This is a genomic window from Streptomyces sp. NBC_01618, from assembly GCF_045209435.1.
Taxonomy (GTDB): Bacteria; Actinomycetota; Actinomycetes; order Streptomycetales; family Streptomycetaceae; genus Streptomyces.
Genome location: NZ_CP109297.1, coordinates 3,270,372 through 3,296,713, shown reverse-complemented (window position 1 = coordinate 3,296,713; position 26,342 = coordinate 3,270,372). Strand labels below are relative to the sequence as shown.

General features: G+C 68.4%; 25 protein-coding genes and 1 pseudogene. 9 read left to right on the top strand and 17 right to left on the bottom strand.

The genetic code is table 11. The features are described 5' to 3' along the window. Positions 1-44: 44 nt before the first annotated feature. From OH735_RS15410 to OH735_RS15395, 4 genes are read right to left on the bottom strand one after another with little or no spacing between them, the layout of a single operon-like run. On the bottom strand, positions 45-599 hold the full coding sequence (locus tag OH735_RS15410) for a hypothetical protein (protein ID WP_406382095.1): 555 nt from the start codon (positions 597-599) through the stop codon (positions 45-47). Next, positions 596-2,419 (bottom strand): alpha/beta hydrolase, encoded by a 1,824-nt coding sequence (locus OH735_RS15405; RefSeq protein WP_406382094.1) that lies wholly within the window; start codon positions 2,417-2,419, stop codon positions 596-598. The genes OH735_RS15410 and OH735_RS15405 overlap by 4 nt, the downstream gene beginning before the upstream one ends. A gap of 9 nt (positions 2,420-2,428) precedes the next feature. Then, positions 2,429-2,896: a hypothetical protein gene (locus OH735_RS15400; protein WP_406382093.1), complete on the bottom strand. Its 468-nt coding sequence runs from the start codon at positions 2,894-2,896 to the stop codon at positions 2,429-2,431. Next, the gene (locus OH735_RS15395; RefSeq protein WP_406382092.1) at positions 2,883-3,950 is read right to left on the bottom strand and encodes a S8 family serine peptidase; all 1,068 of its coding nucleotides are present in this window, start codon (positions 3,948-3,950) and stop codon (positions 2,883-2,885) included. The genes OH735_RS15400 and OH735_RS15395 overlap by 14 nt, the downstream gene beginning before the upstream one ends. 35 nt (positions 3,951-3,985) lie before the next feature. Here OH735_RS15395 and OH735_RS15390 point away from each other — a divergent pair, with 35 nt between their 5' ends. The 3 genes from OH735_RS15390 to OH735_RS15380 all read left to right on the top strand — a co-directional run bounded on the left by OH735_RS15390 (position 3,986) and on the right by OH735_RS15380 (position 8,476). Next, entirely contained in the window at positions 3,986-4,642 is a 657-nt protein-coding gene (locus OH735_RS15390) for a hypothetical protein (protein ID WP_406382091.1), read from the top strand. A 372-nt stretch (positions 4,643-5,014) separates the two neighbouring features. Beyond that, on the top strand, positions 5,015-5,812 hold the full coding sequence (locus OH735_RS15385) for a hypothetical protein (protein WP_406382090.1): 798 nt from the start codon (positions 5,015-5,017) through the stop codon (positions 5,810-5,812). Between the two features lie 948 nt (positions 5,813-6,760). Continuing rightward, complete coding sequence (locus OH735_RS15380; protein WP_406386574.1) at positions 6,761-8,476, top strand: GAF domain-containing protein; 1,716 nt, start codon at positions 6,761-6,763, stop codon at positions 8,474-8,476. Positions 8,477-8,537: 61 nt separating this feature from the next. On the opposite strand, the gene OH735_RS15375 is transcribed toward OH735_RS15380, so the two are convergent. The 3 genes from OH735_RS15375 to OH735_RS15365 form a co-directional block, all read right to left on the bottom strand. Continuing rightward, positions 8,538-9,248 carry a response regulator gene (locus OH735_RS15375; protein WP_406382089.1) on the bottom strand — a complete coding sequence of 237 codons (711 nt, stop codon included), beginning with the start codon at positions 9,246-9,248 and terminating at the stop codon, positions 8,538-8,540. A 110-nt stretch (positions 9,249-9,358) separates the two neighbouring features. Beyond that, positions 9,359-9,820: a cyclic nucleotide-binding domain-containing protein gene (locus tag OH735_RS15370; RefSeq protein WP_406382088.1), complete on the bottom strand. Its 462-nt coding sequence runs from the start codon at positions 9,818-9,820 to the stop codon at positions 9,359-9,361. Between the two features lie 200 nt (positions 9,821-10,020). Beyond that, positions 10,021-10,752 (bottom strand): helix-turn-helix domain-containing protein, encoded by a 732-nt coding sequence (locus OH735_RS15365; RefSeq protein ID WP_406382087.1) that lies wholly within the window; start codon positions 10,750-10,752, stop codon positions 10,021-10,023. 444 nt (positions 10,753-11,196) lie between these two features. On the opposite strand from OH735_RS15365, the gene OH735_RS15360 reads away from it, so the two are divergent. Next, positions 11,197-11,580: a universal stress protein gene (locus OH735_RS15360; RefSeq protein WP_406382086.1), complete on the top strand. Its 384-nt coding sequence runs from the start codon at positions 11,197-11,199 to the stop codon at positions 11,578-11,580. 97 nt (positions 11,581-11,677) lie between these two features. On the opposite strand, the gene OH735_RS15355 is transcribed toward OH735_RS15360, so the two are convergent. From OH735_RS15355 to OH735_RS15315, 9 genes and pseudogenes are all read right to left on the bottom strand, one after another. Beyond that, positions 11,678-12,679 (bottom strand): Acg family FMN-binding oxidoreductase, encoded by a 1,002-nt coding sequence (locus OH735_RS15355; RefSeq protein ID WP_406382085.1) that lies wholly within the window; start codon positions 12,677-12,679, stop codon positions 11,678-11,680. 246 nt (positions 12,680-12,925) lie between these two features. Then, on the bottom strand, positions 12,926-13,300 hold the full coding sequence (locus tag OH735_RS15350; protein WP_406382083.1) for a CBS domain-containing protein: 375 nt from the start codon (positions 13,298-13,300) through the stop codon (positions 12,926-12,928). Then, a complete protein-coding gene (locus tag OH735_RS15345) occupies positions 13,297-15,075 on the bottom strand; it encodes a multicopper oxidase family protein (protein ID WP_406382082.1) in 1,779 nt (592 codons plus the stop codon). Before OH735_RS15345 ends, OH735_RS15350 begins: the two co-directional genes overlap by 4 nt. A 374-nt stretch (positions 15,076-15,449) precedes the next feature. Next, positions 15,450-15,653, bottom strand: coding sequence for a hypothetical protein (locus OH735_RS15340; RefSeq protein WP_406382081.1), 204 nt, complete (start codon positions 15,651-15,653; stop codon positions 15,450-15,452). A 140-nt stretch (positions 15,654-15,793) separates the two neighbouring features. Then, positions 15,794-16,423: a CBS domain-containing protein gene (locus tag OH735_RS15335; protein ID WP_406382079.1), complete on the bottom strand. Its 630-nt coding sequence runs from the start codon at positions 16,421-16,423 to the stop codon at positions 15,794-15,796. A gap of 248 nt (positions 16,424-16,671) precedes the next feature. Then, complete coding sequence (locus OH735_RS15330) at positions 16,672-17,364, bottom strand: CBS domain-containing protein (RefSeq protein WP_406382078.1); 693 nt, start codon at positions 17,362-17,364, stop codon at positions 16,672-16,674. 97 nt (positions 17,365-17,461) lie between these two features. Further along, positions 17,462-18,157, bottom strand: coding sequence for a CBS domain-containing protein (locus OH735_RS15325; protein WP_406382077.1), 696 nt, complete (start codon positions 18,155-18,157; stop codon positions 17,462-17,464). Positions 18,158-18,213: 56 nt separating this feature from the next. Continuing rightward, positions 18,214-18,666, bottom strand: a complete 453-nt coding sequence (locus tag OH735_RS15320) for a BON domain-containing protein (RefSeq protein WP_406382076.1) — start codon at positions 18,664-18,666, stop codon at positions 18,214-18,216. A gap of 11 nt (positions 18,667-18,677) precedes the next feature. Next, positions 18,678-18,872: pseudogene (locus OH735_RS15315) on the bottom strand (nicotinate phosphoribosyltransferase); the annotation flags it as partial. 289 nt (positions 18,873-19,161) lie between these two features. On the opposite strand from OH735_RS15315, the gene OH735_RS15310 reads away from it, so the two are divergent. From OH735_RS15310 to OH735_RS15290, 5 genes are all read left to right on the top strand, one after another. Then, entirely contained in the window at positions 19,162-19,836 is a 675-nt protein-coding gene (locus tag OH735_RS15310) for a CBS domain-containing protein (protein ID WP_406382075.1), read from the top strand. Positions 19,837-20,037: 201 nt separating this feature from the next. After that, a complete protein-coding gene (locus OH735_RS15305) occupies positions 20,038-20,913 on the top strand; it encodes a universal stress protein (RefSeq protein ID WP_406386573.1) in 876 nt (291 codons plus the stop codon). 273 nt (positions 20,914-21,186) lie between these two features. Further along, positions 21,187-22,203, top strand: a complete 1,017-nt coding sequence (locus OH735_RS15300; protein WP_406382074.1) for a hypothetical protein — start codon at positions 21,187-21,189, stop codon at positions 22,201-22,203. Between the two features lie 264 nt (positions 22,204-22,467). Next, positions 22,468-22,986 carry a DUF1203 domain-containing protein gene (locus tag OH735_RS15295; RefSeq protein ID WP_406382073.1) on the top strand — a complete coding sequence of 173 codons (519 nt, stop codon included), beginning with the start codon at positions 22,468-22,470 and terminating at the stop codon, positions 22,984-22,986. 215 nt (positions 22,987-23,201) lie between these two features. Further along, positions 23,202-24,902, top strand: coding sequence for a class I adenylate-forming enzyme family protein (locus tag OH735_RS15290; protein ID WP_406382072.1), 1,701 nt, complete (start codon positions 23,202-23,204; stop codon positions 24,900-24,902). Here OH735_RS15290 and OH735_RS15285 read toward each other — a convergent pair. After that, complete coding sequence (locus OH735_RS15285) at positions 24,889-26,166, bottom strand: M6 family metalloprotease domain-containing protein (protein WP_406382071.1); 1,278 nt, start codon at positions 26,164-26,166, stop codon at positions 24,889-24,891. The two genes, OH735_RS15290 and OH735_RS15285, sit on opposite strands and share 14 nt — an antisense overlap. Between the last annotated feature and the right edge of the window lie 176 nt (positions 26,167-26,342).

Genomic DNA, 26,342 nt, shown 5'->3' with positions numbered 1-26,342 from the left:
GGAGCACGCGCGGTCGTGGGCTGAGGAACTTGAGATCTGCCGCGTCAGCTCGAGAGGGGCGCGTCGCTCGACCAGAACGTCGACTTCACGTTCGGCGCCGGCAACTCCTGCTTCGAGTAGTCGGGACCGTTCGGCTTGCTGGTCGGCGGAGCAACCTCGGACTTCTCCACACACGGGGTGGTGACGCTCACGTGGGCCTGGCCGGTGGTCCCGATCAGGGCTTCGAGTTGGAAGCCGTCCTGCGTCTCGAAGTTGGCCGCCAGCCCGTTCGGACTCGTGGCGACGAGCTTGTAGCCCTTGCTTTTCCAGTGGCGTTCCAGCACGCCGAGGAAGCCGCCACGCCGTTCAGCAGAGATGATCGTCATGACGGAACGCTCGCGGTCCACGTAGCAGTCACCCGGCATGGAGTACCTGTGTGTCCACTGAACGGGAGGCTTGATGGACGCAAACGTCTCGTCCAGAATCGTGTCCGCCCTGTCGGCCGCCTCTTGCATGTTCATCTTCGATTGGCTTCCCTTGGTTGAGGACGCGGTACCTGTCGCGCCGCATCCGGAAAGAAGCAGAGTCAGTACTGCGGCTGCTGCAACCCTTTTCCTCATCGCGGCGTCTCCCTCGTGACGTATCCTGGCTGCCCTGCGACAATGGCAGCGATGTTTCGCGCAGAGACCCTATCCTTCCCTTCTTCTGGAGAGAAGTAATTGCTATGGGCTTCGATATCCAACTTCGAGTCCAGCACGTTGGGGAAGGAAGGCTGAACAACCTCCGGTCCGGGCAAGGTCTCGAATCTGTTGGCGCCGAACGCCTTGCTTGCCGGATCCTTGCCGAACCAGATGTCGTCGTCACCCTGGTCGGCAATTTCTGCCATGAGGTACGCGCCAGGCGGCCCTCCTCCGAGGAGCCCCATGGTTCCGGCCAAAGCTTCCATTTTCGAAGGGAGTTTGGTGACGATGTCGTTCTCGGCCGCTCCCACCCAGACGTGCTCCTTGCCTACACCCAGGTCTTCCGCCCTGTCGACGCCAACGCCGGGACTTCCGACGAGGATGATGTCGTCAGCCCCCGGAATCCCTCCTGGCTCCTGTGTGGCGGCCCCCACCAGTCGAGAGCCATAGGAATGTCCAATGGCAGTGATATGGGAATCGGCGTTCTCATTGGTTGCCGAAATTCCACTCATGAAACTGTTGTACGCGGGAGCGCCGCGCTCGGCGTCGACCGTAGTCATCACATCGATCGATTGGGGGGCATCGTAACCGAGCCATACAATCGCGGATGAGGAGGGGTCAATATCCTGGGCGCCCGTTGCTGTTTCGAAGGCGCGTTTCACTGTGCCGTCGGCAAAATCGGCGTTGAATTTAGTGCCCAAGCCGGGCACATAAGCCGAGACGTTCTTTGAGGTGTCAGGGTTTCCGAAGGCGACGATCGCCCTCCCGTTTCCTTCGAGACCAATCCCCAGGAGGAACATCGGCGGCTGGCTTCCCGAGTTGAGCTTGTTCTGGATACCTTTCAGTCCGCCGAGCTTGTCTATGGAAGCCTCGTCGTGCCGGCCCTCCAACTGTGCGATGAGAAGGTGGATGTTCTCCCGGTTCACCTCGTCCCGGACCGCTGACGGGATGCCGTCCAAGTTGCCGATGACTTCCGGGAAGGCCGTCCTGTACTCCTCGCGCTCCTCGTTGCTGAGGCTGTCCCACCACTCCTTGCGGTCGGCCGGCGACTTGTCCAACGGGATCTGATCCTGAAGGTATTTGCTGGCGGCCGAACTGACAGCGTCGACATCGTCTGCCACATTTGCCCACGTCTTGGTGTCGACGTTCAGCCCCGGCGCGGCCTTGAGCTTGCCCAGCGCCTTGCTGTACCGATCGTCGATCTCCTGGGCTTCCCGTACGGCGTGGGCGATGCGGTCGGCGATGTCCACGGCTTTGGCGTGGTGTGGGTTCGGGTTCTTGAGCCGAGTGTCGCTCGGTAGCAGTCCCGGCGATTGGAAATTTGTGTTGTTGCCCGTGATCAGGTAGGTGTTGCCCAGGACTGTGCCGCCAGCGATCGGCTCGCCGGTGAGCTCGCTCTTACCGCCGGCGGGATACGTGACGGTGCCGTCTTCGTTCACGGAGTATGCCAGCGTGGCCGCATCGTCCAGTGCCTCAGTCAGGCGCCGCTTTGGAGCGGTGATTTCGGACGAGAAGCCGTCGAGAGCTCCGGTGATCAGACTGCACTCGACCTGGGTGTAGTGGAAGTTCTCCGACAGCTTCCGCAACTGCTCGAGCGCCGCGTCCGCAGCCTCGCCCGCGTTGGCCTTCCGCATGGCCGCGGTGATCTGGTTGTCGATGCGGTCCTTGGCCGAGTCAGCCATGGCGCTGATCGCGCGGTACCCGTCCGCCGCTTCCACGTACTCGGTCGGTTTGAGGGCCTTGAGCGTCAGGTGGTCCATTCTTGCGGGTCACCGCTCCTTGGGCTGGCCGCCGGCGGGCGAATCCTGGTAGTACTCGGTCTTCAGCTTGGCGATCTCGGCCTTGATGGCCTCGTCGGTCCGTAGCTGGTCATTTCCCGAGTTCTCGAGCACGTTGGCAAGCCCGTCGCATACCTTGCCGACATCCTTGACGTAGCGCCTCCAGGAATCGTAGACATCCTGCTGGGCTGCCGAGGTCAGGCACCCCGACTCCTTCCCGAGTCCCGTCTGGCCCAACTCCGCCTTCACCCACGCCTTGTCAAGGTCCCCCCGCAACGAGCCGACGCCTTCCCCTGCCTTGGTCCATGCCGCCTTGTCGGACCTCAGCTTGCCGGCACCGCCGCCGCTGCCACCGGAAATGGAACCTCCGGGGTCGGCGGGCAGTTGGTTGAGCTGCATCTGCGTGGTGTGCCGCTCGACCGCCGCGGTCTTGAGCTGCTCCCACTCATCCCACGCCATGCGTGGCCCCCTCCCCGTGCCTCGTCGTACACCGACGAGCGGATATGAACGTGCGACAGCAACGTTTTGGTGATCGAGAAGTACCGTAGCGCCCGTTCATCACGTGCCCCATCTGTGCCGGTAACCATCGCGCCTGAGTATCTGTACTCATGCGGAACCAGGGCCTCGGTCGGAAGGATCGACGCTGCCCGGTGCGCTCCGGGGCCGAATGCGGAGCATGCGTGAACCCTGTATCTGTGTAAGGGAATTGGCTCGGGTAGATCGTGGCCGCCTGGAATGACGCTGCAGGGGCCCGACGCTTGCGGATGGCTGCGGAAACCGTGATCGCCGCTCCGAGGAGTACTGCCGTCCCGATACCCAGAGTGATCCAGAGGATGCTGTCGTCGTCCTTGGGCGCGGAGGCCGTCGTGGCGGAGTGGTCATTCTTTGCCGACGCATCGTTGCCGTTGGATCTAGAGGCGTCGGGAGACGGCGACTGCGACGCTGCGGCTGCGAGGTCCGGGCGGGGGTACTCGTTGGAGGGGCCCGGAGCGCCGGGGTTCTGCAGAGCGATGCGGGGGCGTACGGCGCCGTAGCCGAGGTACACGGTGCGCTCCTTGCTGCTCTTGGGCTTGCTTGCCGTGTTGAGCATGACCCTGAGTACCTGGTTGTTCGTCCAGTCGGGGTGCTTGGACCAGATCAGCGCTGCGGAGGCGGAGGCGAGGGCGGTGGCGTCGCTGGTGCCGTGCGTCTTGCACAGTTCCGTGCCGCCGAGACAGGCAGCGAACATGTCCTCGCCCGGCGCGACCAGGTCGACTTGGGGGCCGTGCTGAGATTCCTTCGTCGCCTTGACGTTTCTGTCGATTGCCCCGACGCCCACCACGCCAGGAGTCGCTGCCGGATATTCCAGTTCGTTGAGAGCATCGCCGGTGTTGCCCACTCCCGCGAAGATCAGCTTGCCCTTGGACAGCGCGTAGGCGACGGACTCTCTCCACGCGGCTGACAGGGCAACAGGGGCCAGGCCTGATCCAACTCGCCTACCAGATCGACGCGGAACTCCGGCCCGATGGCACACTGCGCTTCCCCGGTCCTGGCTTTGCCGAAGCGGTCGTGCGCTACTTCCTGCTGGACCGACCCGAACTCATCGACAAGTTCACCAGGTGGGCAGCGCAGTTGTGCATGGGCCTGACGGCGTCCAAGGCTGAGAAGCTCGCCGAGCGCCTGGCTCCGTGGATCCTGCACCATGCGCAGGCCGCCCGTTCCACACGCACGTTGCTCGTCGTGGCGACGAACTGGTCTGCGGACAGCACCCTGGACAGGCATGCACACGCGCTACTGGTCACGGCGGCTCTGGACCCGGAGATCGGCCAGCTCACACGGAACGCCACCAGCAGCTGGATCGAGAAGGACGACGCTCCTCTCCTGAAGACCCTTGCCCACGTCTTCCAGAGCGTCACCCCAGCCCACCCTGAGCAGATGCTTCGCCGCCTGGGCGACCTGGCCGGCTCGCTCGACCAGCGGGTGCAGTTCGACGCCGAACGAAAGGCCGGCGTCGCGGAGGCAGTCGGCGCAGCCATCGATGCCCTCTGGGGCGACGACGGTCTTCGCCCGCTGCTACGCAAGACGCTGAACACCTGGTTCGCCAGTGATCAGAAGGGGCAGCAGCAGGCCGCGGCGAGCGCCTTCATGCACCTGGCCCTGCAGCGGGATGACACGGGCTCGCCCGTCCTCCTGAGCGGTTCAGAGGACTCCATTCCGGACTGGTGATCCGCGGGTGGCGAACCGCCCTGGAATCCGAGGAGCCCACGTCGCTGACCCGTCGAGCCTGTGCTGCCTGGCTGGATTCGGCAGTGGCGCATCCAGACGCGGCTGACCTGATCTCCAGCACGATGGTGCGGGCTGTACATGAGACTCCCAGTGACCATCTGCGAGGCCTGCGTTTCCTCAACCTTGTCCGGCTTGCTGAGCACTGGGTGTCTGAAGAGGCCGCACCCGACAAGGAAGACCGCCACCGGTTCCACGCCACCTTGATGCGAAGTGTCCGGGACGCCGATCCGCATGGAGCCCGCTCACAGAGCGAGGGCGAGCCAGCGGGTGAATAGAACCTGGCCCTGGTCGGCGCGACGCGGCTTGTTCTCTGTGGACTTCACCGCCGCGAGCGCCGACGAGGTCTTCCGCTTTGCCGTCCAGGTGGAGGGGCAATGGCGTAGAAGGGGGCGCCGATTCCATCACGCACCTGAGGCGGTCGCGGCAGCCCATGTGATCGATGAGTTCACGAAGATGGCGGCCGCCTGCTCGATCGTCACGGCCGTGGAATTGCAGCATCGCGCTAACGTCCGGTTTGGTCGGCGTGTGGACCTACCAGGCGACCGAGTGCGCGTGGATTGGGCCACTGCGCAGGTTTACGTCAGCCCGGAGGACCTGCATGTGGCCCAGAGCCGCATACGCCTTCGTGCCCGGGCGCGCACGGACTGGGAGCTTAAGCAGCTGCGGGTCGTCCAGACGGTGGCCTACCGCGATCAGCTACGCGAGGACCCCACGCTGATTCTCGCGCAGTTGCTCCTTGATTCACCTGCGGCGGTCAGCGACCAGACCCTCGCGATGATCCCCAAGATCGCTGCGCACGTAGGCGCCCATGCCCCGGGTGCAGCGTGGGTGCAGACCGCTCACCTGCTGAACGAGTGGTACGGAGGGTTGGCCCCAGATGCCAAGCAGTTCATCATCGATCGCCTGTGCACTGTGGCTAGAGAATTTGGCGGAGAACGAGTTGCCCAACGGTTGAAGGATGCTCACAGAATTGCTGCTGACTCACCCGCACCTGCCGGAGAGCCCGCTCACGAGAGTTCGACCGGCCCATCGGGCAGCCAGCCCCCCGGTGTAGCCGGCGGTCAGGAGCGCGACTCCTTCAGGGAAGACCTCCCTTCGCCGTCGCCATAGTTGGGGCACAGACCAGAGGTCGTGCTCATGGCCTGCGCTTCTTGCGTTCTCGGCCTGTTCATCAGTGATGCGCACGATGTAGATCCGCGAGGCGGTCGGACGGTCAGACTCCCACACCGCACCCGACCGCGACTGATGCCGCCCATACAGGCCGGAGAATCGTGGATCCCGGAGACCGAACCGATCTTGCAGGAATCGGGTGGCCTGACCGAGGTAGCCGGCACCCGAGTCCAGCCGTACTTGTGGGACTGTCCATCCGCGACAGCATGCCCCGCACAGCAGCAGCCGCTGTTGCTCATCCAGGAGCAGGAGGAACACGCGCCGGTCGAACCGGGGCCACGGTACGTAGACGTCGTCCATGACCACACCGCCAGGTCTTGCGTTCAAATAGTAAGTCGACGGGTGCGTGTGCAGAGTCGGAATGATCCGACTGGGTGAACACGGAGCCAGCGTGCAGCCGTGGAGCTTGTCTTCCCCGGGCAGGCCGGCATCGCGGGGAGGTGGTAGCTGCTGGGGGCGTTTTGGAATCAGGGGGAGGCCGTTTTCACTCCCAGGGAGCCGAGCCGGTGACCTGCGTCTCGAGAGTTTTCGACAGATCCCACGAAGGCGGGGGCCTGTAGAGAATCTTGGGAAAACCCAGCGAGTGGATCTTCGGCCAGGCCTACAAGCCCGCTGGTCAGGCGGAGTGCGGCGCTCTCTGCGATCTTGCTCGGGCAGACAGTGGGACGTACCGACGACCGACCAGGGACAGCGTAGCGGATCCGTGCCGGTGAAGGGGCTGCCATATCGCGATAGCGACGTGAAACGGCTGCAGGGCGCCTCTGACCTGCTGCTTGTGCGTTCAGGTGCTGACTGGACCTCACGGTTCCACCAGGTGCTTCTCGGCGTGTGGCTACTACCGTGAAGGTGTGGTCCGCTGCGCTGCGCGCGGGTCACGACGGAGGCACCGTGGGCGACAAGGGATCTGACCACTGCGGAGAGGCGCACCGGTGGCTGGGCACGCTGCCGGGCGATCTTCAGGAGCGGCTGGACGCCGTGAAGCGGGGGCCTGCCGAGGCGGCCCTGTTGCTGGATGCCGTCATGTCGGTGGGCAGAGGGCTCGATCTGCCCCAGGTGCTGCAACGGATCATCGAGGCCGCAGTCGTGGTGGCCGATGCCGAGTACGGGGCCCTGGGAGTTGTCGGTGAGGGGACCCGGCTCACGCAGTTCCTGCCGGTGGGCGTCACTGGAGAGCAGCGCGAGGCCATCGGCCCGCTGCCCGAAGGGCACGGCATCCTCGGTGAGCTGATCCGCCACCCCGAGCCGTTGCGCCTCACGGAGATCTCCGAGCATCCGTCGTCCTACGGGTTTCCGCCGAACCATCCCCCGATGCACTCGTTCCTGGGGGTCCCCATCCGGGTTCGCGACAAGGTGTTCGGCAATCTGTACCTGACACAGAAGCGGCGTGGCCGGGCGTTCGACAGCGAGGACGAAGTCGTGCTGTCGACGCTCGCGGTGGCGGCGGGAGTGGCCATTGAGAACGCCCGTCTGTACGCGGAGACACACGACCGTCAACGCTGGCAGGAAGCCAACAGCGAGATCGTCGCGGCTCTGCTGAGCGGGGCGGACGAGGTACGCGTCCTGCAGATGATCGTCGACCACTCCTCGCGCATTCTCGCCGCGGATCTCGGTGTGCTGGCACTGCCCGCGGAAGGGAAGTCCCTCCGTGTGGCTCGGGCCTCCGGGGTGGACGCCGAGACGCATCGCGGTCTGGTCCTGCCACGGGCGGGATCGTTCGCCGGCGCCGCCCTGGACGCGGGCGAGCCGATCACCAGCCTCGATGTCGCACATGATCCGAGGATCACCGAAGGCCCTCCGAGGTGGACGGGGCTCGGCCCCGCTGTCGCGGTTCCGATGGTTACGGGGGAGCGGACCCGTGGGGTGCTGCTGCTGGCCCGGGTACGGGAGCGCCCCGCATTCACGGATGCGGAGACCGCGCCCCTGCTGGCGTTCGCCGGGCAGGCGGCTCTGGCGATGGAACTCACCGAACGGCGTGAGTCCGCCGAGCAGATCGCCCTGCTGGAGGAACGTGACCGCATTGCCAGGGATCTGCACGACCTGGCCATTCAACGGCTGTTCGCCACCGGGATGACGCTGCAGAGCGTGGTGCGGCTCGTGGAGCAGCCGCAGGCGAGCGAGCGGTTGCTGCGCGCGGTGGACGATCTGGACGAGACCATCAAGATCATCCGGTCCACCATCTTCGGGCTCCGTGCCCGTGACTCGGGCCGTACCGGCCAGGGGCTGCGCGCCCGGACGACGGCCACGGTCGAGCAGGCCGCCCGGACCCTGGGCTTCCAGCCGTCCCTGCGGATGGGAGGGCTGATCGACACCGATGTGCCGGCCGAGACCGCCGAGCAGGTGATCGCGGTCCTCGGCGAGGCGCTGAGCAACGTCGCCCGCCATGCACGGGCGACGGCGGTGATCATCTCGCTGGTGGTGGGAAAGGGCGAGGTGAACCTGGTCGTGTCCGACAACGGAGTGGGCATACCCAGACACCGCGGTTCCCGAAGCGGGCTCGACAACCTCGCACGGCGCGCCCAGAAACTCGGCGGCGAGATGGATGTGGGGGCGTCCGCGCAGGGCGGCACCCGGCTGAGCTGGCGGGTGCCGTTGCGGCCCTCCTGATGTCGTGTGATGTCGCGCGGGATGCTTCGAGGGGCGCCGTACGGTTCGAGGGGCCGTGCGGTCAGCTCTGGTGGTGCCCGGCACCGGGCGGGGAGGATTCCGTGGCGTGCGCGGCGATCACGGCCGCCTGGATGCGGCGCTCGACGCCGAGCTTGGCCAGCAGGCGGGAGATGTGGTTCTTGACCGTCTTCTCCGACAGATAGAGGCGTTTGCCGATCTGGCTGTTGGTCAGCCCTTCACCGATCAGCGCGAGGACGTCCTTCTCCCGCGGGGACAGCCCGGACAGCGCGTCGTCCTCCTCGGAGCCGGTACCGGATTCCTCCTCGCGCAGACTGTTCATCAGCCGCGCCGTGGTCGACGGGTCGAGGGTCGAGCGCCCGGATGCCAGGGTGCGGACGGCGGTGACGAGGTCCGCACCCTTGATCTCCTTGAGTACGTATCCGGCCGCGCCGGCCATGATGGCGTCGAGCAGTGCCTCGTCGTCGTCGAACGAGGTGAGCATGAGGCAGGCCAGTTCAGGCATCCGCGAGCGCAGCTCACGGCAGACCGTGATCCCGTCGCCGTCCGGCAGCCGCACATCGAGGATCGCCACGTCGGGGCGGAGCGCCGGGCCGCGGGCCAGTGCGTGATCGGCTGTGCCGGCGTCGCCGACGACCTGGATGTCGGGTTCCGCGTCGAGCAGGTCCTGCACGCCGCGCCTGACGACCTCGTGGTCGTCCAGCAGGAACACGCGGATCGGATTCTGAGCCGAGAACCCTGTCTCGTCGCTCATGGTGGCCCTCCTCGCTGTCAAGGGTGGCGCAGTCCCAGTCCCGCCTCGTTCATAGTGGGTTCGCGCAGGAGGAACTCACCAGGGCCGAACGGTCCCATGCCCGGGACCGTTCAGTCTTCGGGAGCCTCGGCCCGGGGACCGTACAGCTGCAGCAGCCTTTTCCGTGTTCCGTACAGTCGCTCCGCCACCGTCTCGGCGACGTACTTGTAGACCGCCCGGCCCAGCACCGCATCGGCCTCGCACAGCGAGCGGACGGCCCCGGCATCGAATTCCACGGCCTGTCCCGCCTGGATCACGTGCGCACCCAGGTGCCAGACGCGCGGGGGGAACAGCCAGGACCAGCCCAGCAGATCGTCCTGTCCCAGCGTCTCGATGACCGCCGCACGGCGCCCGGGCACATGGAGGTCGACCTCGACCTGTCCGGAGCGGATGACCCAGAAGCGGTCGGCCCTTCGGCCTTCCTCGAAGAGCCGTGCGTCGAGGACCAGCGGCACTTCGCGGGCCGCCTCGTCGAACAAACGGGCCCGGCTCTCGGGCGGGATCACGTCGAACAGACTCCTGGCCGTTGACATGGAACCTCCGTCCCTGGCCGACGGTGTGCAACCCGACCGCCTGCCCTGAACGATATGCGCGCTTTTGGAGGGGCGCTCGGTCGTGCCCCGTGGTGCCGTACGCAAATGCATGCCGGGCCGGTACGCCGTGGGGCGGTGGGCTGGTTGGCCGGAACCCGCGACATCGTGCGCCTGAGCCCTGCCGTGGACCGGTCGCTGCGTCACGTCGAGGGATCTCGGGGTCCACCGCCGGTCGGCGCGGCGTGGCTGTCGAGCACACGAATGCGGCGCCCGGTCATGCGGGTGGGGGTGATGGTCATCCATACATTCCGTGGGCCGCCCGCCCACGGAGTGGTGTAGGCGAGTTCGTCCAGCCTGCGCGAGGCTTCGGGATCGGTGACTCTCGCCGCCGTACCGGCGAGAAGTACGCTCCACCCCTGGCTCAGCGCTTCGTCGATGTGATCCACCTCGAAGGCCACCGGGTGGTCCGCTGCGGTGGCGGGCAGTGTGTCGGGAGCGCAGCGATAGGAGATCCGGTCACCGTCGACGACGTAGTTGACCGGCAGGATGGCCGGCCCGTCGTCCGTCGTCACACCGATTCGGCCCACTCCGTGGGTGGACAACAGCCGACGGCACTCCTGCGGGCCGAGTTCGAGCAATTCGGCGTGATAGCCGGCGCGGCCGATGCCCGGCGGCAGCTCCGTCGTGCTGCCGGTCAGCTCGGCCACGGTGGTTTCCAGTGCCTGGGCCAGCCGCAACAGAAACCCGATGCCAGGTGTGGCCTGCCGTTCCTCGACGTACTGGACGTATCCGGGCGCCGATCCGGCCCGCTCGGCCACCTCCTCACGGCTGAGCCCCAGCTGCTCGCGGCGCATCGCCACCCGGCGGCCCAGGTCTCCCGGCTGGAATGCGTCCGGCTTGCTGTCCGATGAGTGGCTTTCTCCGTGCACCATGCTCCACACATCCTTCATGGGGTCCGGGGCCGGGTCCGGTCCGGCAGCCGGGCCAGTCACTGTTCTGCGTGCCCTTCCGCCACTCCATCGTGTGCCACCGGGGGGCACGGCGCTTGGGCCGACCGGCCCGGTCCCGCGACCCGCTCAGCCCCTGCCGTACAGGATGGTGGTACGCGTTCCTGCCCGCACGCCGCGCGATGCACCGCGTGCGGGGGACGGGCGGTTGCGCAGGACAATGAGGACCGGACCATGGCTGCGGAAGTGCCCCGTGGAAGCCGAGATTCCGGGCAATCCCGGGACCGGTGGTAAGCCGGTGCTCGTTCGTTCTGCCTCGCACACGGAACTGCGAGGAGAGACCATGGGCAGCACTCGATCAAGCGTGACCATGACGGGACCGGTCGTGGTCGGCACCGACGGTTGCGACCACGCGATGCGGGCCGTGCGGTGGGCGGCGGACGAGGCGGCTGCCCGCAGCCAGCCGCAAAGGGCGTTCCGCTGCGGGTGCTCAGCGTCTGGGTCCTCCTTGAGAACGTCGGCAGCATGGTGACGATGTTCGATGGTGTGGGCCGGCTTGCCGCGGATCAGGCCACGGAATTTGCCCGGCTCGTCGAGCCAGTACGCCAGGAGTTCCCGGACCTCAAGGTGACCGAGCACGTCGTTCGGGCCGGTTCCGTCTCCGAGGTCCTGGTGGCGGCGACCGCCGACGCGGACGCGATCCTCATCGGATCCCGTCGGCGGTCCCACCCCGTCGGCTCTCCGCTCGGCCATGTGACTCATGCTGTCCTGCACCACGCGCACTGCCCGGTCGTCCTCATTCCCCACCCTTGATCGAGATTCCCCACCCTTGGTCGAGGGCGCCCCTTGGCGACGGGGCAGGGCGCACAGTGCAACACCGCATGGTTCACCGGGCGTGCGGTCCGGGGTTCTACGGTTCGATGGTCAGCACCTGGTTCAGCGGGCGTCGCGGTGTACGTGGCCCGCTCGGTCCATATCCCAGACGGATGATCATCTGCGGCTGTCCCGTGCCGAAGACCGGGTCGCGCAGGATCCACCGCAGGTCCGGCCATTCGAGGGGTTGGGTCGCGAACGACGTGGACACCTGGTGGAGCGTGGCGGTGAGCAGGACGCGCTCCAGGGCCTGGCCGGCGCGCAGCCAGTCCGCGGCGTGGTCGCCGGGGGTGCTCAGCAGAGCCAGTTGCGGCCGGTTCTCGAACAGGACACGGGCTCGGCCCGGGATGACCCGGGTTCCCGCGAAGTCGCGGGTGGTGGCTCGCTCGGAGGCGTCGCGGGGGCCGAAGGCGTAGTCGGGGATTCCGTCCACGGGTGCCTCGGTCTTCGTGTCCCGGGTCCAGTGCTCCTGCTCCGCCTCCCGTGCCGGGTCCCCGCGGTCGTATCCCTCGGCGTCCCGGATCAGTTCGAGCACGGTCTCCAGATGGATCGGGGTCAGGAACGTGAAGTCCGCGCCCTCGGTACGGGCCGCGTCGGCGAGGTCTGCGCGGACGTCTTCGGGGACCACCCGTTCGTCGAACGGGTAGCGGCTGGTGTGCCGGTCCGGGATCGCGGGGTGGAGGGCGGCGAGCGCTACGTCCGCGGGCTTTCGCGGGGCCTCGTCGGCGATGCCGAACCGGACGGTGGCCAGCAGGGCCGGGTCCGAAGGTTCGGGCAGCAGCGCGGTGACCGCCTCCAGGCCGTGGTGGGCGGCGGACACCCGCAGGTTCAGCAGGGCCGCGCCGCAGCCCACGTGCAGTGCGCGGGTGGCGGGGTCGGCCTCCGGCATGGCGCGCTCGAAGTCTGCCCGGAGCGTGAGGGTGCGGCCGGCGCGTGTGTAGCGGAACTGCCAGGGCTGGGCGTTGTGCATCGACGGGGCGGCGGTGGCATCGGCGACGAGGTCGGCCAGTGTGGTGTCGTCGAGCGCTCTCGTGAGCATCGTAGGTCTCCCGGGGACTCGGGAATGGTCGATGGCTTCAGCATGAGGCGGGGCGCCGCCCTGTACATATGGGCCGTTCGTCCCTTGCCCGGACCCGGACGGCTCCTCGGCAGGGGCACATCCGGTCCCCCTGGAGGCGGATGTCGGACGGATGTCGGACCTTCGGGGTCCGGCCGGACAGGTCCTGGCCGGCTAGGCGGATGCCGGGCCTTCGAGCCGGCAGTCCACGCCGACGATGCCTTCCACCTACTGGGTGAGGCGGGCGGCGACGGGAATGACGGTGGCGTCGTGGACGCGACCGGTGAGTGTGGCCACACCGCGGGTGACGCCGACCTTCACGTTTCGGTGCGAGGCGGGGAACAGCCGGTCGACGACCTCGTGGCGTATTTCGGCGGCGAGGTCGTCGTCGGAACGCAGGAAGATCTTGAGGAGATCGGCGCGGCTGACGATGCCCTTGAGGCGGCCATCGGTGTCGACGACCGGGAGGCGCTTGACGCGCCGTTCGGCGATGAGCCGGGCGGGCGCGAGTGGTGTGCCCGTGACCGGGACGCCGGGCTGCCGGCAGATGAGGCCGGCACGAATCCGGACGAGAAGCCCTCGTGGCCGAGGTCGCGCCGTCATCCGACCTGGTAGGGCCGCATCATCTCGTTGTCTTCGTGTTCGAGCATGTGACAGTGCCAGACGTACCGGCCCGCCCGGTCGAACGTCGCCTTCAGTCTCGTAACAGCACCGGGGTAGGCGACCGCGGTGTCCTTGAACCCTCTCTCCCACGGCTCCGGCGGCCGGGCGGCACGGCCGGCCTGTCGACGGTCGAGGATCTGGAACTGAACCTCGTGGATATGGATCGGGTGCGCGTCCGCCGTGAGATTGTGAATCTCCCAGATCTCGGTCGCTCCAAGGGCCGGATTCTCCGTGACGGGGTCGTCCCAGTGCATGGGCACGGCGTTGCCGGCTCGATCCAGGGTGCCGACCATCATCTGCCGGGGGCCGACGTGTGGCAGCGTCGCGGAGTTCTGCTCGCTGAGGGAAAGTTGTCGGATGCGGCTCGCCTTTCCCAATGGCTTGATCGTCGGCAGCGACAGCTGGGAGGGCGGCACGCTCGTGTCAGGCGCGGTGAGCGCTTCGACCACGAACTTCATGACCTGCCCGGTGGTGGCCGGGTCCGCCGGGGAGAAGTCCGTACCCGCCTTCCCGCCCTGGAACGCCTTATCGGGGCCCTCGTTGACGAGATACAGCTCGCTCCCGATCGGGACCGCGGTGAAGTCGACGATCACGTCGGCGCGTTCGGCGGGTGCGATGAGCACCTCGTCGCGCTGTACGGGCGCGGGCAGGAACCCTCCCTCGTTGCCGATCTGCCAGAACGGGAGGGCCGCCCGCACGGGTCTGGGCGCGAGTGCACGGGTCGCGATCTTCAGGATCAGATATCGCGAGTTGCATCCGTTGAGGAGCCTGAACCGGTAGCGGCGGGGTTCGACTCGAAGGACCGGCCAGGTCCGCCCGTTGGTGACCATCGTGTTGCCGAAGAACTCGGGGTTCCAGATCGGCGAGATGTCACTGACCGGAACGTAGGGGCCCTTGAATCCGTCGAAGGCAGCGCGTCCGGCCGGATAGGAAAGGCTGCCGTCGGTGTGGAACGAGCGGTCCTGTACCACCAGAGGGATCTCGTAGTACTTCCGACCGGGCGGATCGCCGGGCCGGGGCGCCGGGCCGGGCAGTACGCCGTCCGGAAGGTCTGCGGGGCCGCCCCGCAGGAGGTAGAAACCCGCCAGTCCGGCGTAGACGTTCAGCCGCGTGAGACCCAGGGTGTGATCGTGGAACCAGAAGGTCGAGGCTCTCTCCTCGTTGGCGTACTGGAACACGGCGTCTCCCCGGCCCCAGGCATCGTCGAACCGGTTCTCGAACTTGTCCCTGAACTCATCGTAGAACGAGCCGACTTGAGCGAATCCTGCGGGAAGGTCGAGTGCGCCGGGAAGGTACCAGGCTTCGGTGTAGCCATCACTCTCCTCCGTGTTCCGCCCGCCGTGCAGATGCGTCACGATCGGTACCGGGCCCGTATACGGTCCGGGGGTCGTGCGGAATGCGGGGCGTGTGTCCCGGTCCGATATTCCGCCCGCAGGGTTCGCCCAGTGCAGTGTGGGGTCGACCGGTAGCAGGTGGGGCAGGTAACGCCCTGTGCGGTCGTGCAGTTGGTTCTTCCACCTCACCCGCACGGGCGTTTCGGAGCGCGCCTCGATGGTGAACGCGGGGTAGTGGAAGCTGAGCGGATGCTGTGTGGAGCCGTACCCCCACACGGTCGTCACCGGCAGGCCGGGGGGCAGCACCTGCTGCTGGAACTGCCGTACTCCGATCACGTAATGGTCGATGGGGCCACCGACGGAGCCGTCGGTCCGCGGCATGGCGGACGGGACGACGAGCGGCGTGACGTACTTGTCTGTTTTCCCGGGATCGAGAAGGCTTTTACCGGCCGGCGCCAGGAGACGCGGAGCCGCGGTAGCCGCCGGCAGGACGGCGAACGCTCCGCCGACCGCTGCCTGTATGACACGCCGCCTCGTGACCAACTTCTCCTCCAGTGCGCGTCGGGCCTGCCTCGCTGCCCACTCCGGGCGGGTCGGCGGTGGCCTGGGGCCGCCTGCGCGCGGCAGGCGTTATCAGCTTGCTGCAGACGCCGGATCCGTGCGGTGTCGGACTGCTCCGGAGGAGGGATCTCGGCTACTGCCAGTGATGACCGGCGCGCCCGGGGACACGCTGCGCGCCGAGCTTCCCGGGGCGGTCATGCGGGCCCGTCGTGCCTGCCGCGCCGGTGACTGTCGGCGATGCCTGCCGTCATTCCCCGGACGGGCAGTTCGTTCACGGCCGGGCCGGCCTGGGGCGCGGCCGTGAGGGCTGACGCGGCTTTGCAGCGTCGGGTGAGAGGCGCGGAGGTGATGCCGTGTGCGAAGACACTGAGCAGCACGGCGCAGGCGACCACCGGCACGATCGTCTCCCTGGGACGGGCTCCGGCTCGGGGGGGCGCTGGTTCGGTCTCCGCCGTACGTCCGGGGGCGGCGCTCGCGGGACGGTGACGGCCTCTCGGGTCATGAACGGGTGTGCGTGCCGATGCGCCGTGCTCCCCTCCTAGCGTGGGGCGCCCGGTCGTGCGTCGTCGACCGGTAGGTCGTCCCGCTCGTAGCCGAGCCGATCGGTCACGTCGATGACTCCGTCGACGCTCCGGCACAGACGCAGGACGACCGGGACGAGGCTGTGCCGGCTGACGGTGCCGCTGAGGGTCACGACGCCGTCCGCGACCTCGACGGTCAACGACGAGGGACTGAGCCGCAGCGTGTGCGTCAGGACGTCTTCGAGGATCTCCTCCTGGATTGCGCGGTCCCTGCGCAGGAAGAGCTGCAGGAGGTCGCTGCGGCTCAGGACTCCGACCAGCCGGCCCTCGCTGTCGACGACGGGGAGCCTCTTGACCTTGTGCTTCTCCATGACGCGGGCGGCACGGACGACGCTCCACTCGGGCGACGCGGTGATCACCGGGTGGCTCATGAGTTCGACGGCGGTGTTCGTGCCGCTCCCGTAGCCGCGCCTGCGGAGCAGGTCGGCTTCCGAAACGACGCCCACGAGACACCCGTTCTCGTCGACGACGGGCACGGCGGTGACGCCGAACTCGTCGAGGACCCGGGCGATCTCCTTGAAGGTGGTGCCGCGCTGGACGCTGACGACCGCGGGTGTCATGAGGTCGGCGACGCTGCGATGCCTCATTGTCCCTCTCCTTCAGACGGGCACTTCGGTGTCGTCGTTCCCGGCGGCAGCACCGGCCGGGGGCCACCGGGGACCGGTCGGCCCTGTCGGCCCGGCACGGACGGTGCTTTCATGAGGATGACGGGAAGAGTCATTGTGAGGATGCGGAGGAGCGACCGACGGCCGCGCACCGCACGATCGGGATCCGCGAGAAGTGGATGAGGCTCTTTCCGTCCCTCGGCGTACGTGCAGTTCCCCGGCGTACGTGCTCATCGTTCGCTGCTGCCCTGTGCCGGATCGAGTTCCGGTGACAGGTCGTCCACGGCGTAGGCGAGAGATTGGTCGACGCTGACGACGCCGTCCACGGAAAGGCACAGGAGCTCGATCACCGGGATGGCGGAGCGCCGCTCGACCCCTCCACTCAGGGAGACCACCCCTTCCTGAACGGTTACTGTCACACCTCCCGGCGTCATCCGAAGGGTTCGGCCCAGTACCTCGTCGACGATCTCGTCGTGTATGGCGTCGTCCCTGCGGAGCATGGGACGCAGCAGGTCCGAGCGGCTGACGATGCCTACGAGTACGCCGGTGTCATCGATCACCGGCAGGCGTTTGACGCCCCGCTCGTCGAGGAAGCGGGCTGTCTCGACGATGCCCCACTCGGGCCGGGCCGTCAGTACGGGGGCGGACATCAGATCACCGGCGGTACGCGCGTCCATGGCGCGGCGGTCCACAGCTGTCGGCTCGCGCAACTGGTCGCGCCCCGCCGCGTCCGGCAGACCGGCCTGTCTGCGGAGCAGGTCGGCTTCGGAGACGATGCCGATGGGGCGATGGCGGATGTCCACGACGGGCAGGGCCGAGACGTTGTTGTAGGCGAGGCTCCAGGCGACTGTCTTGAGCGACGCTTCGGGGCTGGCCGTGGCCACGTCACGGGTCATGACCTCGGCGACAGTGCGGTGCGTCATGGTCGGATCTCCCTTTCGTTCCGGGCCCGTCCACCTGGTGGCCATGTGCGGGGCGACGTATTCCGGCGCACGTGACGACGACGGCCGCAGCGCGCTCTCATAGCTCCGCGGGCAGTCCGCGCGCGGCACGTGGGGAAGCGGCTACGGGGCCGTCCTCGTGTGCGGTGACGTGGTTCACGACCGCGACCACCCCGTCGAGCTGTTCGGCAAGACGGGTCAGGATCGCGATCTGGGTCCGCTTCCTCAGACGGCCTTCCAGCGTGACGACACCGTCCACCACATGGGCGGTGACCATGTCGGCTCCGAGGTCCATGGTGTCCGTGAGTACGTCCTGGACGACGCGTCGTCGTATCTCGGCGTCGGGCCGCAGAAAGAGGCGCAGCAGATCCCGGCGCGTGACGATGCCGACGAGCCTGTCCTCGTCGTCCACGACCGGGAGCCTTTCCACGCCTCGGCGTGTCATCAGCCGGGCGGCCGCCGGCGCGTTCTCCTCTGCGCGGACCGTCACCGCCGGCGTCGACATGACCTCGGCAGCGGTGAATTCCGCTCCGTTCGAGACCGTGGTCCCGGTGGCGGCGTCGGCAGCGTCGCCCGTGACCGGGTACCCGGCCGCCTGCCGGCCCACCAGGTCGCTCTCGGAGACGACGCCGACCACCCGGTCCTCGTCGTCGAGCACGGGCAGTCCACTGATGTCGTACTGGGCGAGCAGCTTCGCGACCTCTTTGAAGGAGGTGAGCGGGACGACCGACACGACCTCGTCGGTCATCAGGTCTCCCACTTTGATGTGCTTCATGGAGGCACCTCCTGCCATCTCACAGCGCTTCGCACGGGCCTGGTGCCGCAGGTGGTTCAGCAACCACGATCCGCCGGGCCCCACCGAGGCGAGGAGGGCCGAACGGGCCGGGGCCGGGGCCGGTCGGACCAGGGTCGGGCGCCCGGGCGCGGCAGGTTCCCCCGAACAGGGACCATTGGGCCCCCGGGCGGCCCTGAGCGGCCCTCTCCACCCGGGGCCCGCGGTGTCGGCGCGAGAGCTGATCCTTCAGTCGCCCTTGGGGGGAACCATGAAATGCGTACGTCCACGACGCCTTCGACCGCGCGGATGGCCCGAGCCAGCAGTGGCACCAGGGAACGGTTCCGGAGAGGTCCCTTCAGGGTGACGACACCGTCCAGTACGGAGAACTCCGGACGCTCGGCTGGAGGAAGTTCCGCGACGACGGAGGACCGGATCTCCTCGTCGATCTCCTCGTCCGGGCGCAGGAACACCTTCAGCAGGTCGCTGCGGCTCACGACGCCCTCCAGCATGCCGAGACGGCGACGTCATCCGCGTCCACGCGGTGGGCGGAGCGGCGGTCGAGGACCGAATCCAGCCCGGCACAGACAAGAAAGCCCCGGTCCGGCGGCAGATCGCGCACGAACAGGCTGAACGTCGCCGAACGGGTCATGCCCTCGCTCAGATACGACTGAGCCATCGTGACCTCGTAGAGGTCGGTGCTCGTGGCACTGGACATGGACGGCGCTTTCCTCCCCGTCGTGTCATCCCTTCCGGGACTGCTGCCCGACCCCGCGCGTTCGTGCCGCACTGCCCCGGTCTCCCCTCCCACTGTGGGCCTCCCGCGCCTCGTGGGCCAGCCAGGAGCCGGGGCGGCAACCAGCACCGCGGGCCCGGAACGAGTTGATCGCCGACGTGAGCTCGCATGATCTCTGCCGCTTCCTCATCATGTTGCTGTACCCGACGTGCCACGCGTCTTCTCGGCACCTGACCATTACCAGCCGTCACATCCCGAAAGGAGAAGCCGCATGCACCACCGATCGGTCGCAGAGCTCATGACCCGGGATGTCGTCCGGGCGCGGCGTGATCTGCCGTTCAAAGAGATCGTCAAGCTGTTGGCGGAGAACGATGTCACAGCGGTACCGGTGGTCGACGAACTGGACCGTCCCATGGGCGTGGTGTCCGAGGCCGACCTGCTGCGCAAGTCCTCCGACCAGGCCGATCCGTCCGGCCTGACGCCGATTCCGTATCTGGAGGCGTGGGAGCGGGCCAAGGCCGAAGGGGCCAGGGCGGAGGAACTGATGTCGGCTCCCGCGGTGTGTGCGCGTCCGGAGTGGACCGTGGTCGAGGCGGCCCGCCTCATGGAAGTGCAGAACGTCAAACGGCTGCCCGTCGTGGACGAGACGGACAGGTTGCTGGGCATCGTCAGCCGTAGCGACCTGCTGCGGATCTTCCTGCGCCGTGACGATGCCGTCCATGAGGAGATCACCCGGGAAGTACTGCAGGGGACGATGGGGCTGGCCCCCTCGGAGGTGACGGTCGAGGTACGCCAGGGGCAGGTCGTCCTCGGCGGATCCGTCGAGTTCAAGAGCCTGATCCCCATCATCGAACGGCTGTGCCGGAGCGTTGACGGTGTGGTCTCCGTCGCCGAGCACATCACCTATCGGACCGACGACACCTCGAGTTCCCGCACCGGCACGTGAGACTTGCGTGGCCCCGCCACCTCGGGGCCCGCATGCGGTACCGGGAGATCTGCGGTACTTCTCGAGTAGGAGGAAGCCGTGCTCGGCGCGGCGGCATGGAAGCACGGCGCACGGCGCACGGCGCACGGCGCAGGGACGACAGGCCGGACAGGCGGTCTCGCTCGCCGTCCTTCCACCGGTTACGAGACGGAGACGGTCGTCATGGAGCCAGTCGTCACCGTGGGCCTCGACGGCTCACCCGAGAGCCTTACCGCTGCCCGGTGGGCCGCTGACGAAGCAGAGCGGCGCAAGCTCACGCTGCGTCTGCTGCACGCATGGCCGCTGCTGGTACCGGAACCGACCCGCGTTCCTGCGGAGATGGACCAGAACTACTGGGCAAGGCGGATCGTGCACAAGGCGCGGGCCGAGCTCCAGGCGCGCCACCCGGGTCTTTCCGTCGTCGGCAACCTGGTCGCCGACGACGCCCAGAACGCGCTGCTGCTGGCGGCAGCGGAATCCGAGATGACCGTGCTCGGTTCGCGCGGGCTGCTGCCTGTCGAGAGCTATTTTCTCGGAGACATCAGCATGCCCGTCGTGGCGCGGGCCGAGGGGCCGGTGGTTCTGGTGCGCGCCGAAACGAGCGAACGGGGGCCCCAACCCGCTCCAGCGGGGGAAGGCGGCGTCGTGGTGGCACTGAAACTGCACGGCTCCTACGACGACCTGCTCGCATTCGCCTTCGGCACCGCCGCGGCGCGGGGGGTGCCTCTTCGAGCCGTCCATGGCCAGAGTCTGCCGCTGAGCGCATATGTGCCGTGGGGTGTGGATCACGACGTGACGGAGGAAATCACCCAGGACGCACGGAAGCACCTCGAGCAGATCCTCCGCCCCTGGCGTGACAAGTTCCCGCGTGTGGAGGTGAGTGTCACCATCGCTCTCGAAAGCCCCGCCAGGGCTGTCGTACGGGCCGCCCATGACGCCACGCTGCTGGTTGTCGGCCGCCGCAAGCACCGCCCCGCGCCGGCACCACACCTGGGCGCCGTGGTCCAGGCCGCCATTCATCACGCGCGCTGCCCTGTCGCCGTCGTCCCCCACGCCTGATCCGGGCAACCGTCCGAGCCGAGCACGTCGGCGCGGCGTCGCCGCTCCTGGCCTCCGACGGTGTGCGAGATGCCGTAGACCTCGCGTTTCGCGGTGATCGAGTGGTCACCCTTTCGAACTCATAGGCTATAACTCGTAGGCTGTACAGGGGAGATCATCCGAAGCGGAATCGCGCCTGCGAGGCGCGCCGACGGCCGGTGCGCCGTGGTGGGCGCAGGGCCCGTACGACCGCTGTGGGCGTATCACTGATGCAACCGCATCCGGGGGGAACGAATGACGCGGCTGAGACTGTCCTTGTGCGTCGGGGGGCTGCTCCTCGTGCTGGTTGCCGGTGGGCTGGTCTGGACCGTCTCGTCCAAGGGGGGTGACGGTGAAGACCTCGGAGACCGGTGCCAGGGCTCCCTCGCGGTGGAGGAGGCGCGGCAGTTCTTCGGCGGTGCCAGGCTGAAGGCGCGCGGTCATACCGCTGACTGGGGCGGGTACGACGCCCAGTGGTGCTCGGTCTGGGCCGAGGGGCATGACGGTGGGCCGGTCCTCAAGCTCCGGGTATGGCCGCGGGCGGCCTACCGGTCGAGCGGGTCTGCCGCGGACGAGTCGGCGACGCCGATCGGTCACGGTTGGACCGGGTCCTTCGTGAGCGGGTATTCGCCGGGAGCCGCTGTGCTGGTCGACTGCAAGTCGATGGCGGGCGCCGGTCTGCTCGTCACGGCCGAGACGAGCGAGAAGTCGGAGGATCTCTCCGCCCGGCAGGTGCTCCAAGTGGCACGGGTCGCAACGGAGACGGCGCGTCGCGCAGCCGGCCGCGCCGGGTGCGAGGGCGCGCTCGGTGAACGTCCGGGGAGTGTCGACCGTGCGGAGTGGGCGACGCGGCCCGTCGGCCGGGCGGCGGGCACGTGCGGCGGCGTGATGACCGGGCGTGAAGCTGCTCGGTTGCGCGTCACCGACGTCACCGAGAAGCCCGCAGGACGTGCGCTGACGGAACAATGCGGGATGAGCCGGGGCGAGTTGGACCTGTTCAGCATGACCGGCTACTACGGGCCGTCGGCGGAGGAGGAGAAGCATCTCGACAACAAGTACCCGGGCACCGTGAAGGGCGCCTACACCCGCACCCTCGAATGCGGGGGCGCCATCGGGACCGCCTACTTCAAGCTCGTGCTCCCCAAGGGCAAGGCGGCGGACGGCGCCGTCGGAACGGATGGAGCGAGTGACCCCGCAGCGCTGAAGCGGATTCTGGAGTCGTACGCCACCGCCTCGGGCAAGCGGCACGGCTGCCCCGCACCCACCCCCTGACTGCGTCCGCTGGGATCCTCCCGCTCGCCCTGCTCGTCGCCCCGGGGCGGCCCGGCACCGCTGGGCCGTCGGCGCAGGAACGGAGTCGAGCCGTGGCCACGAGGTACGACAAGCGCGTCCGCGTCTTCCAGCGGCCCCGTCACTGTCACCGCGATCCGGCTCCGGCTCCGTTCGTGAGCTGCCGGATACGTCGCAGGTGTCCGGGTGGACCATCGCGTCCGAATTCCGCCAGCGGGCCACGGGCGAGCCGCCGACGCTGGACCCATGACCACGTACACACCCCTCCCCATCCCGCCCGCCGCACTCGAAGAACTCCGCCACGTCGATGACGCCGGACACCCACTGCGGCCGTACACCGCACGCGAGGACGGCGTTCCCCTCGACTGCGTAGGCAGTCCGCTGCGGTGCTGCCTGCGGGCCATCGAGCCCGGCGACCGCGTCGCCCTCGTCTCCTACGCGCCTCTGCGCCGCTGGGCGGTGGCGACCGGAGCCGAGCCCGGAGCCTACGACGAAGCGGGGCCGGTATTCATCCACGCCGATGAATGCGGAGCCCCACGAGGAGTCCGGGGCTATCCCTTCGCCCGTCCCGGGGCTCTGCGCACCATCCGCCGCTACAACGCCGAAGGACACATCGTCGGGGGCCGTTTCTTCGAGATCCCCGACAACGCCGAGGCCGGGTTCGACCGGGCCTTCGAGGAAGCGTTCGCCGAGCCGGAGGTGGTACTGGTACACGTGCGGGCGCTGGAGTACGGCTGCTTCCAGTTCGAGGTGCGGCGACCGTAGTCCGCGGCCGGCAGACCGGCCGACAGTGCTGCCCTTTTGCCGCCTTGTCGCGGGTTTGGCGTCCGCCGTCCGTTATCTCGTTGCGCGGCCCGGTCGAACGCCGGCAGGCTCCGGTCCGTGGCCCGCCGGCGCGGGCCGGACGGCTCCCTTGACGGGGGGTGGGCGCGGGCATACCGTCGCGAAGACTACTGAGCAAGCGCTTAGAGAGGTCCTTCGTGCCGGATATCGAAGCCGCGCTCACCGGCCCGGGAGCACCGTTCGCCGTGGTGCGGGTGCAGGACGGGGCGCACGCGGGGTCGCTCGTGTACGCGGACGGGCCCAGGACGCTCCGTGAGTTCGTGGAGACCACCTGGGCCTTCGGGGACCGGTCGTTCCTGATCGCGGAGGAGCGCCGCTACTCGTACGCCGAGTTCTTCGCCGCCGCGTCCGCGCTGGCGTGCCGGATGACCAGGACGTACGGGCTCCGCCGGGGCGACCGGGCCGTCGTCGCGATGCGCAACCACCCGGAGTGGCAGATCGCCTTCTGGGCCGCGCAGCTGGCCGGTCTGGTCGCCGTGCCGCTCAATGCCTGGTGGACGGAGGACGAGTTCACGTACGCGCTGGACGACTCCGGGCCGCGGGTGCTCCTGGTGGACGGCGAGCGGCTGCCGCGGGTCGCCGGCTGGGCGGCGAAGAACGGTGCGCGCGTCGTCGTCTGCCACGCGGAGGGGGCCGTTCCGGACGGCGTCGAGCGGTACGAGGACCTGCCCGCGCCCAATCCGCTCGCCGCGCCCCCCGAGGCCGAGATCCGGCCCGAGGACGACGCGACGATCATCTACACCTCCGGCACCACCGGGCGGCCCAAGGGTGCCGTCGCCACCCATCTCGCCCAGGTGGGGGCCGTACTCAACCCGCGCTACCACGCGGCCGCCTCCGCGCTCGGGCGCGGGATCATCCCGGGGCAGGGGCCCGCCCCCGTGACGCTGCTGACGTTCCCCTTCTTCCACGTCGCCGCGTTCACCGGCTTCTACGCGGCGATGGCGGCGGGCGGCACCCTCGTCCTGATGCGGAAGTGGGACGCCGAGGAGGCGCTGCGGCTGATCCGTGAGCACGGCGTCACGCACTACGCGGGTGTCCCGACGACCGCGCTCCAACTGCTCGCCGCGGCCGAGCGGACGGGCGACGGCCTGGAGAGCCTCCAGATGCTGAACACCGGCGGGGCCGCCGCCCCGCCCGATCTGGTCGCGCGGCTGACCGCCCGCCACGGCGACCGGATCGAGCCGCGCAACGGCTACGGGCTGACCGAGACCAGCGGGGGTGTCCTCGCGAACTTCGGCGCCGAGTACCGGCTCCACCCGGGCAGTGTCGGCCGGCCGACGCCCACCACCGAGGTGCGCATCGCCGGTCCCGCGGGCGAGGCGCTGCCCGAGGGCGAGGTCGGCGAGCTGTGGCTGCGCGGCCAGTCCCTGGTCCGCGGCTACTGGCGGGACGAGGCGGCGACCGCTCGGGCGTTCATCGACGGCTGGTTCCGGACCGGTGATCTCGCGGTGGTGCACGAGGGGCGGGTCGAGGTGGTCGACCGGATCAAGGACATGGTGATCCGCGGCGGCGAGAACGTGTACTGCGTGGAGGTCGAGGCGGTCCTGCACGACCATCCGGACGTCGAGGACGCCGCGGTGCTGGGGGTGGCGCACCCGGTCCTGGGCGAGGAGGTCGCGGCCGTCGTCCGGCTGCGGGCCGGTGCGACCGTCACGGCCGAGGAGTTGCGGGCGCACGTCGGGCGGAGCCTGGCCGCGTTCAAGGTCCCGGCCCATGTGCTCGTACGCGAGGAACCGCTGCCCCGGAACCCGACCGGGAAGATCCTCAAGCGGGAGCTGCGCGGGCCCGCCGAGGCGGAGGTGCGGCGGGCGGCCAGGGATGCGGTCAGGGGCGAGTGATCCGGACGCGGTAGTTCCCTTTGTCCTCCTTGCCGACCACGGATATGCGTATCCCGCGGGCCCGGTCGGTGAAGGTCTGGCCGGGCTGGAAGGTGGCGTCGGAGAGCGCGGCATGCACATTGGGCAGTCGGGTGCAGCCGTCGCTGTCCTTGGTGCTGTCCGTGACGGACACCGGGCCCTGACCGGTGTCGACGTCGGTGCTGACCTTGTAGATGAGCACGCCGGGCCGGCAGACCGCATGGTCGTTGCCCGCCTGCGTCCGTACCTCCACGGCGTAGCCGGACACGTCGCTCAGCGGGACGAACGCCAGCTTCGTCCCGCCCCGGGTGGCCAGCGGTTCGAGGACGTGGTCGCTGGTGCCGGGCCTGGCGGCGCAGCTGATCTGCTTGTTGTCCAGCCAGCCGAGCTTCCACTTGTGCCAGCCGAGCAGGTCGTTGTCGGCCCCCCAGTCCTCGGACATGATGTCCCAGTGCCCGACCGCGCCGCCGCCCTCCACGGTGTAGAGGTCGGGAAGGCCGAAGATGTGCCCGTTCTCGTGCGGCAGGACGCGGAATCCGGTCTGCTTGAACGACCCCGAGCCGTCGTCCTGGCGGCTGTAGATGAAGGACGTGTTGCCGAGGGGCGCGCCGTCCGCGTGCGGTGCGTCCTGGTTGCCGGAGAAGGTCACGGACAGGACGGTGTCCAGGGCGGAGGGACCGGCGTTCGGGGTGACCAGGATGTTGACCAGGTCGTACGTGCTGAAGTCGACCTTCGGATCGGCGGCCGCGACGATGTCCTGGACGAGGTGGTGGTAGCCCGGCTCGTACGGTGATCCGCGCTCGATCCCGTACTCCGAGAACGGCAGTGGCATCCGCAGCCAGGACTTCAGGGGGGCGTCGGGGACGTAGGTGAGTCGCCCGTACGAGGCGGTCCGGAACCAGTTGATGGTCTGCGGGAAGAATTCGGCGAACCGGTCCATCGCCGGTTCGGGGCCCGGTGCGTCCGGGAAGTCGATCATCAGGTTGAGGGCGCGGATCCTGCCCGTGGAGCGGGCGTAGCCCTCCGGTGTCGGCATGCCCTCCGACATCTGTACGCCCATGGTCGCCGGTATGCGGCACGGGGCTATTCCCGCGGACCGGGCGGTGGCCACCGGGCCGGCCGAGGCCCGGCTGGATATCGGAAGGGTGCTGCTGGCCGAGGCCAGAGTGGCGATGATCAGGGCTGTTGCCGAGGCGAGCGCGATCGCGTGGCGGTGCTTGCGTATCCGGTGGCGGGGCTTCTGCATATAGGCGCCTCGGGGTCCGCGGCAGTCGGCCGGCCCAAACTGCGCTCTCGGATCAGCCTGTGGCGGGTGGTGCGGCATCGCTCGTTGAGTGCGCCGATCGGTTGGTTTTCCCGCTCCGGAGGTGTGGGTCAGGTCACACCGTGCTGGGGAAATATCCGGGGAGCCTTTCCCCGTTT

Excerpts from the sequence above, each read along its gene's own strand:
- OH735_RS15410 (WP_406382095.1), bottom strand. The coding sequence starts at position 599 with ATGAGGAAAAGGGTTGCAGCAGCCGCAGTACTGACTCTGCTTCTTTCC.
- OH735_RS15405 (WP_406382094.1), bottom strand. The coding sequence starts at position 2,419 with ATGGACCACCTGACGCTCAAGGCCCTCAAACCGACCGAGTACGTGGAA.
- OH735_RS15400 (WP_406382093.1), bottom strand. The coding sequence starts at position 2,896 with ATGGCGTGGGATGAGTGGGAGCAGCTCAAGACCGCGGCGGTCGAGCGG.
- OH735_RS15375 (WP_406382089.1), bottom strand. The coding sequence starts at position 9,248 with ATGAGCGACGAGACAGGGTTCTCGGCTCAGAATCCGATCCGCGTGTTC.
- OH735_RS15370 (WP_406382088.1), bottom strand. The coding sequence starts at position 9,820 with ATGTCAACGGCCAGGAGTCTGTTCGACGTGATCCCGCCCGAGAGCCGG.
- OH735_RS15365 (WP_406382087.1), bottom strand. The coding sequence starts at position 10,752 with ATGGTGCACGGAGAAAGCCACTCATCGGACAGCAAGCCGGACGCATTC.
- OH735_RS15355 (WP_406382085.1), bottom strand. The coding sequence starts at position 12,679 with ATGCTCACGAGAGCGCTCGACGACACCACACTGGCCGACCTCGTCGCC.
- OH735_RS15350 (WP_406382083.1), bottom strand. The coding sequence starts at position 13,300 with ATGACGGCGCGACCTCGGCCACGAGGGCTTCTCGTCCGGATTCGTGCC.
- OH735_RS15345 (WP_406382082.1), bottom strand. The coding sequence starts at position 15,075 with ATGCCGCGGACCGACGGCTCCGTCGGTGGCCCCATCGACCATTACGTG.
- OH735_RS15335 (WP_406382079.1), bottom strand. The coding sequence starts at position 16,423 with ATGAGGCATCGCAGCGTCGCCGACCTCATGACACCCGCGGTCGTCAGC.
- OH735_RS15330 (WP_406382078.1), bottom strand. The coding sequence starts at position 17,364 with ATGACGCACCGCACTGTCGCCGAGGTCATGACCCGTGACGTGGCCACG.
- OH735_RS15325 (WP_406382077.1), bottom strand. The coding sequence starts at position 18,157 with ATGAAGCACATCAAAGTGGGAGACCTGATGACCGACGAGGTCGTGTCG.
- OH735_RS15320 (WP_406382076.1), bottom strand. The coding sequence starts at position 18,666 with ATGCTGGAGGGCGTCGTGAGCCGCAGCGACCTGCTGAAGGTGTTCCTG.
- OH735_RS15310 (WP_406382075.1), top strand. The coding sequence starts at position 19,162 with ATGCACCACCGATCGGTCGCAGAGCTCATGACCCGGGATGTCGTCCGG.
- OH735_RS15305 (WP_406386573.1), top strand. The coding sequence starts at position 20,038 with ATGGAGCCAGTCGTCACCGTGGGCCTCGACGGCTCACCCGAGAGCCTT.
- OH735_RS15300 (WP_406382074.1), top strand. The coding sequence starts at position 21,187 with ATGACGCGGCTGAGACTGTCCTTGTGCGTCGGGGGGCTGCTCCTCGTG.
- OH735_RS15295 (WP_406382073.1), top strand. The coding sequence starts at position 22,468 with ATGACCACGTACACACCCCTCCCCATCCCGCCCGCCGCACTCGAAGAA.
- OH735_RS15285 (WP_406382071.1), bottom strand. The coding sequence starts at position 26,166 with ATGCAGAAGCCCCGCCACCGGATACGCAAGCACCGCCACGCGATCGCG.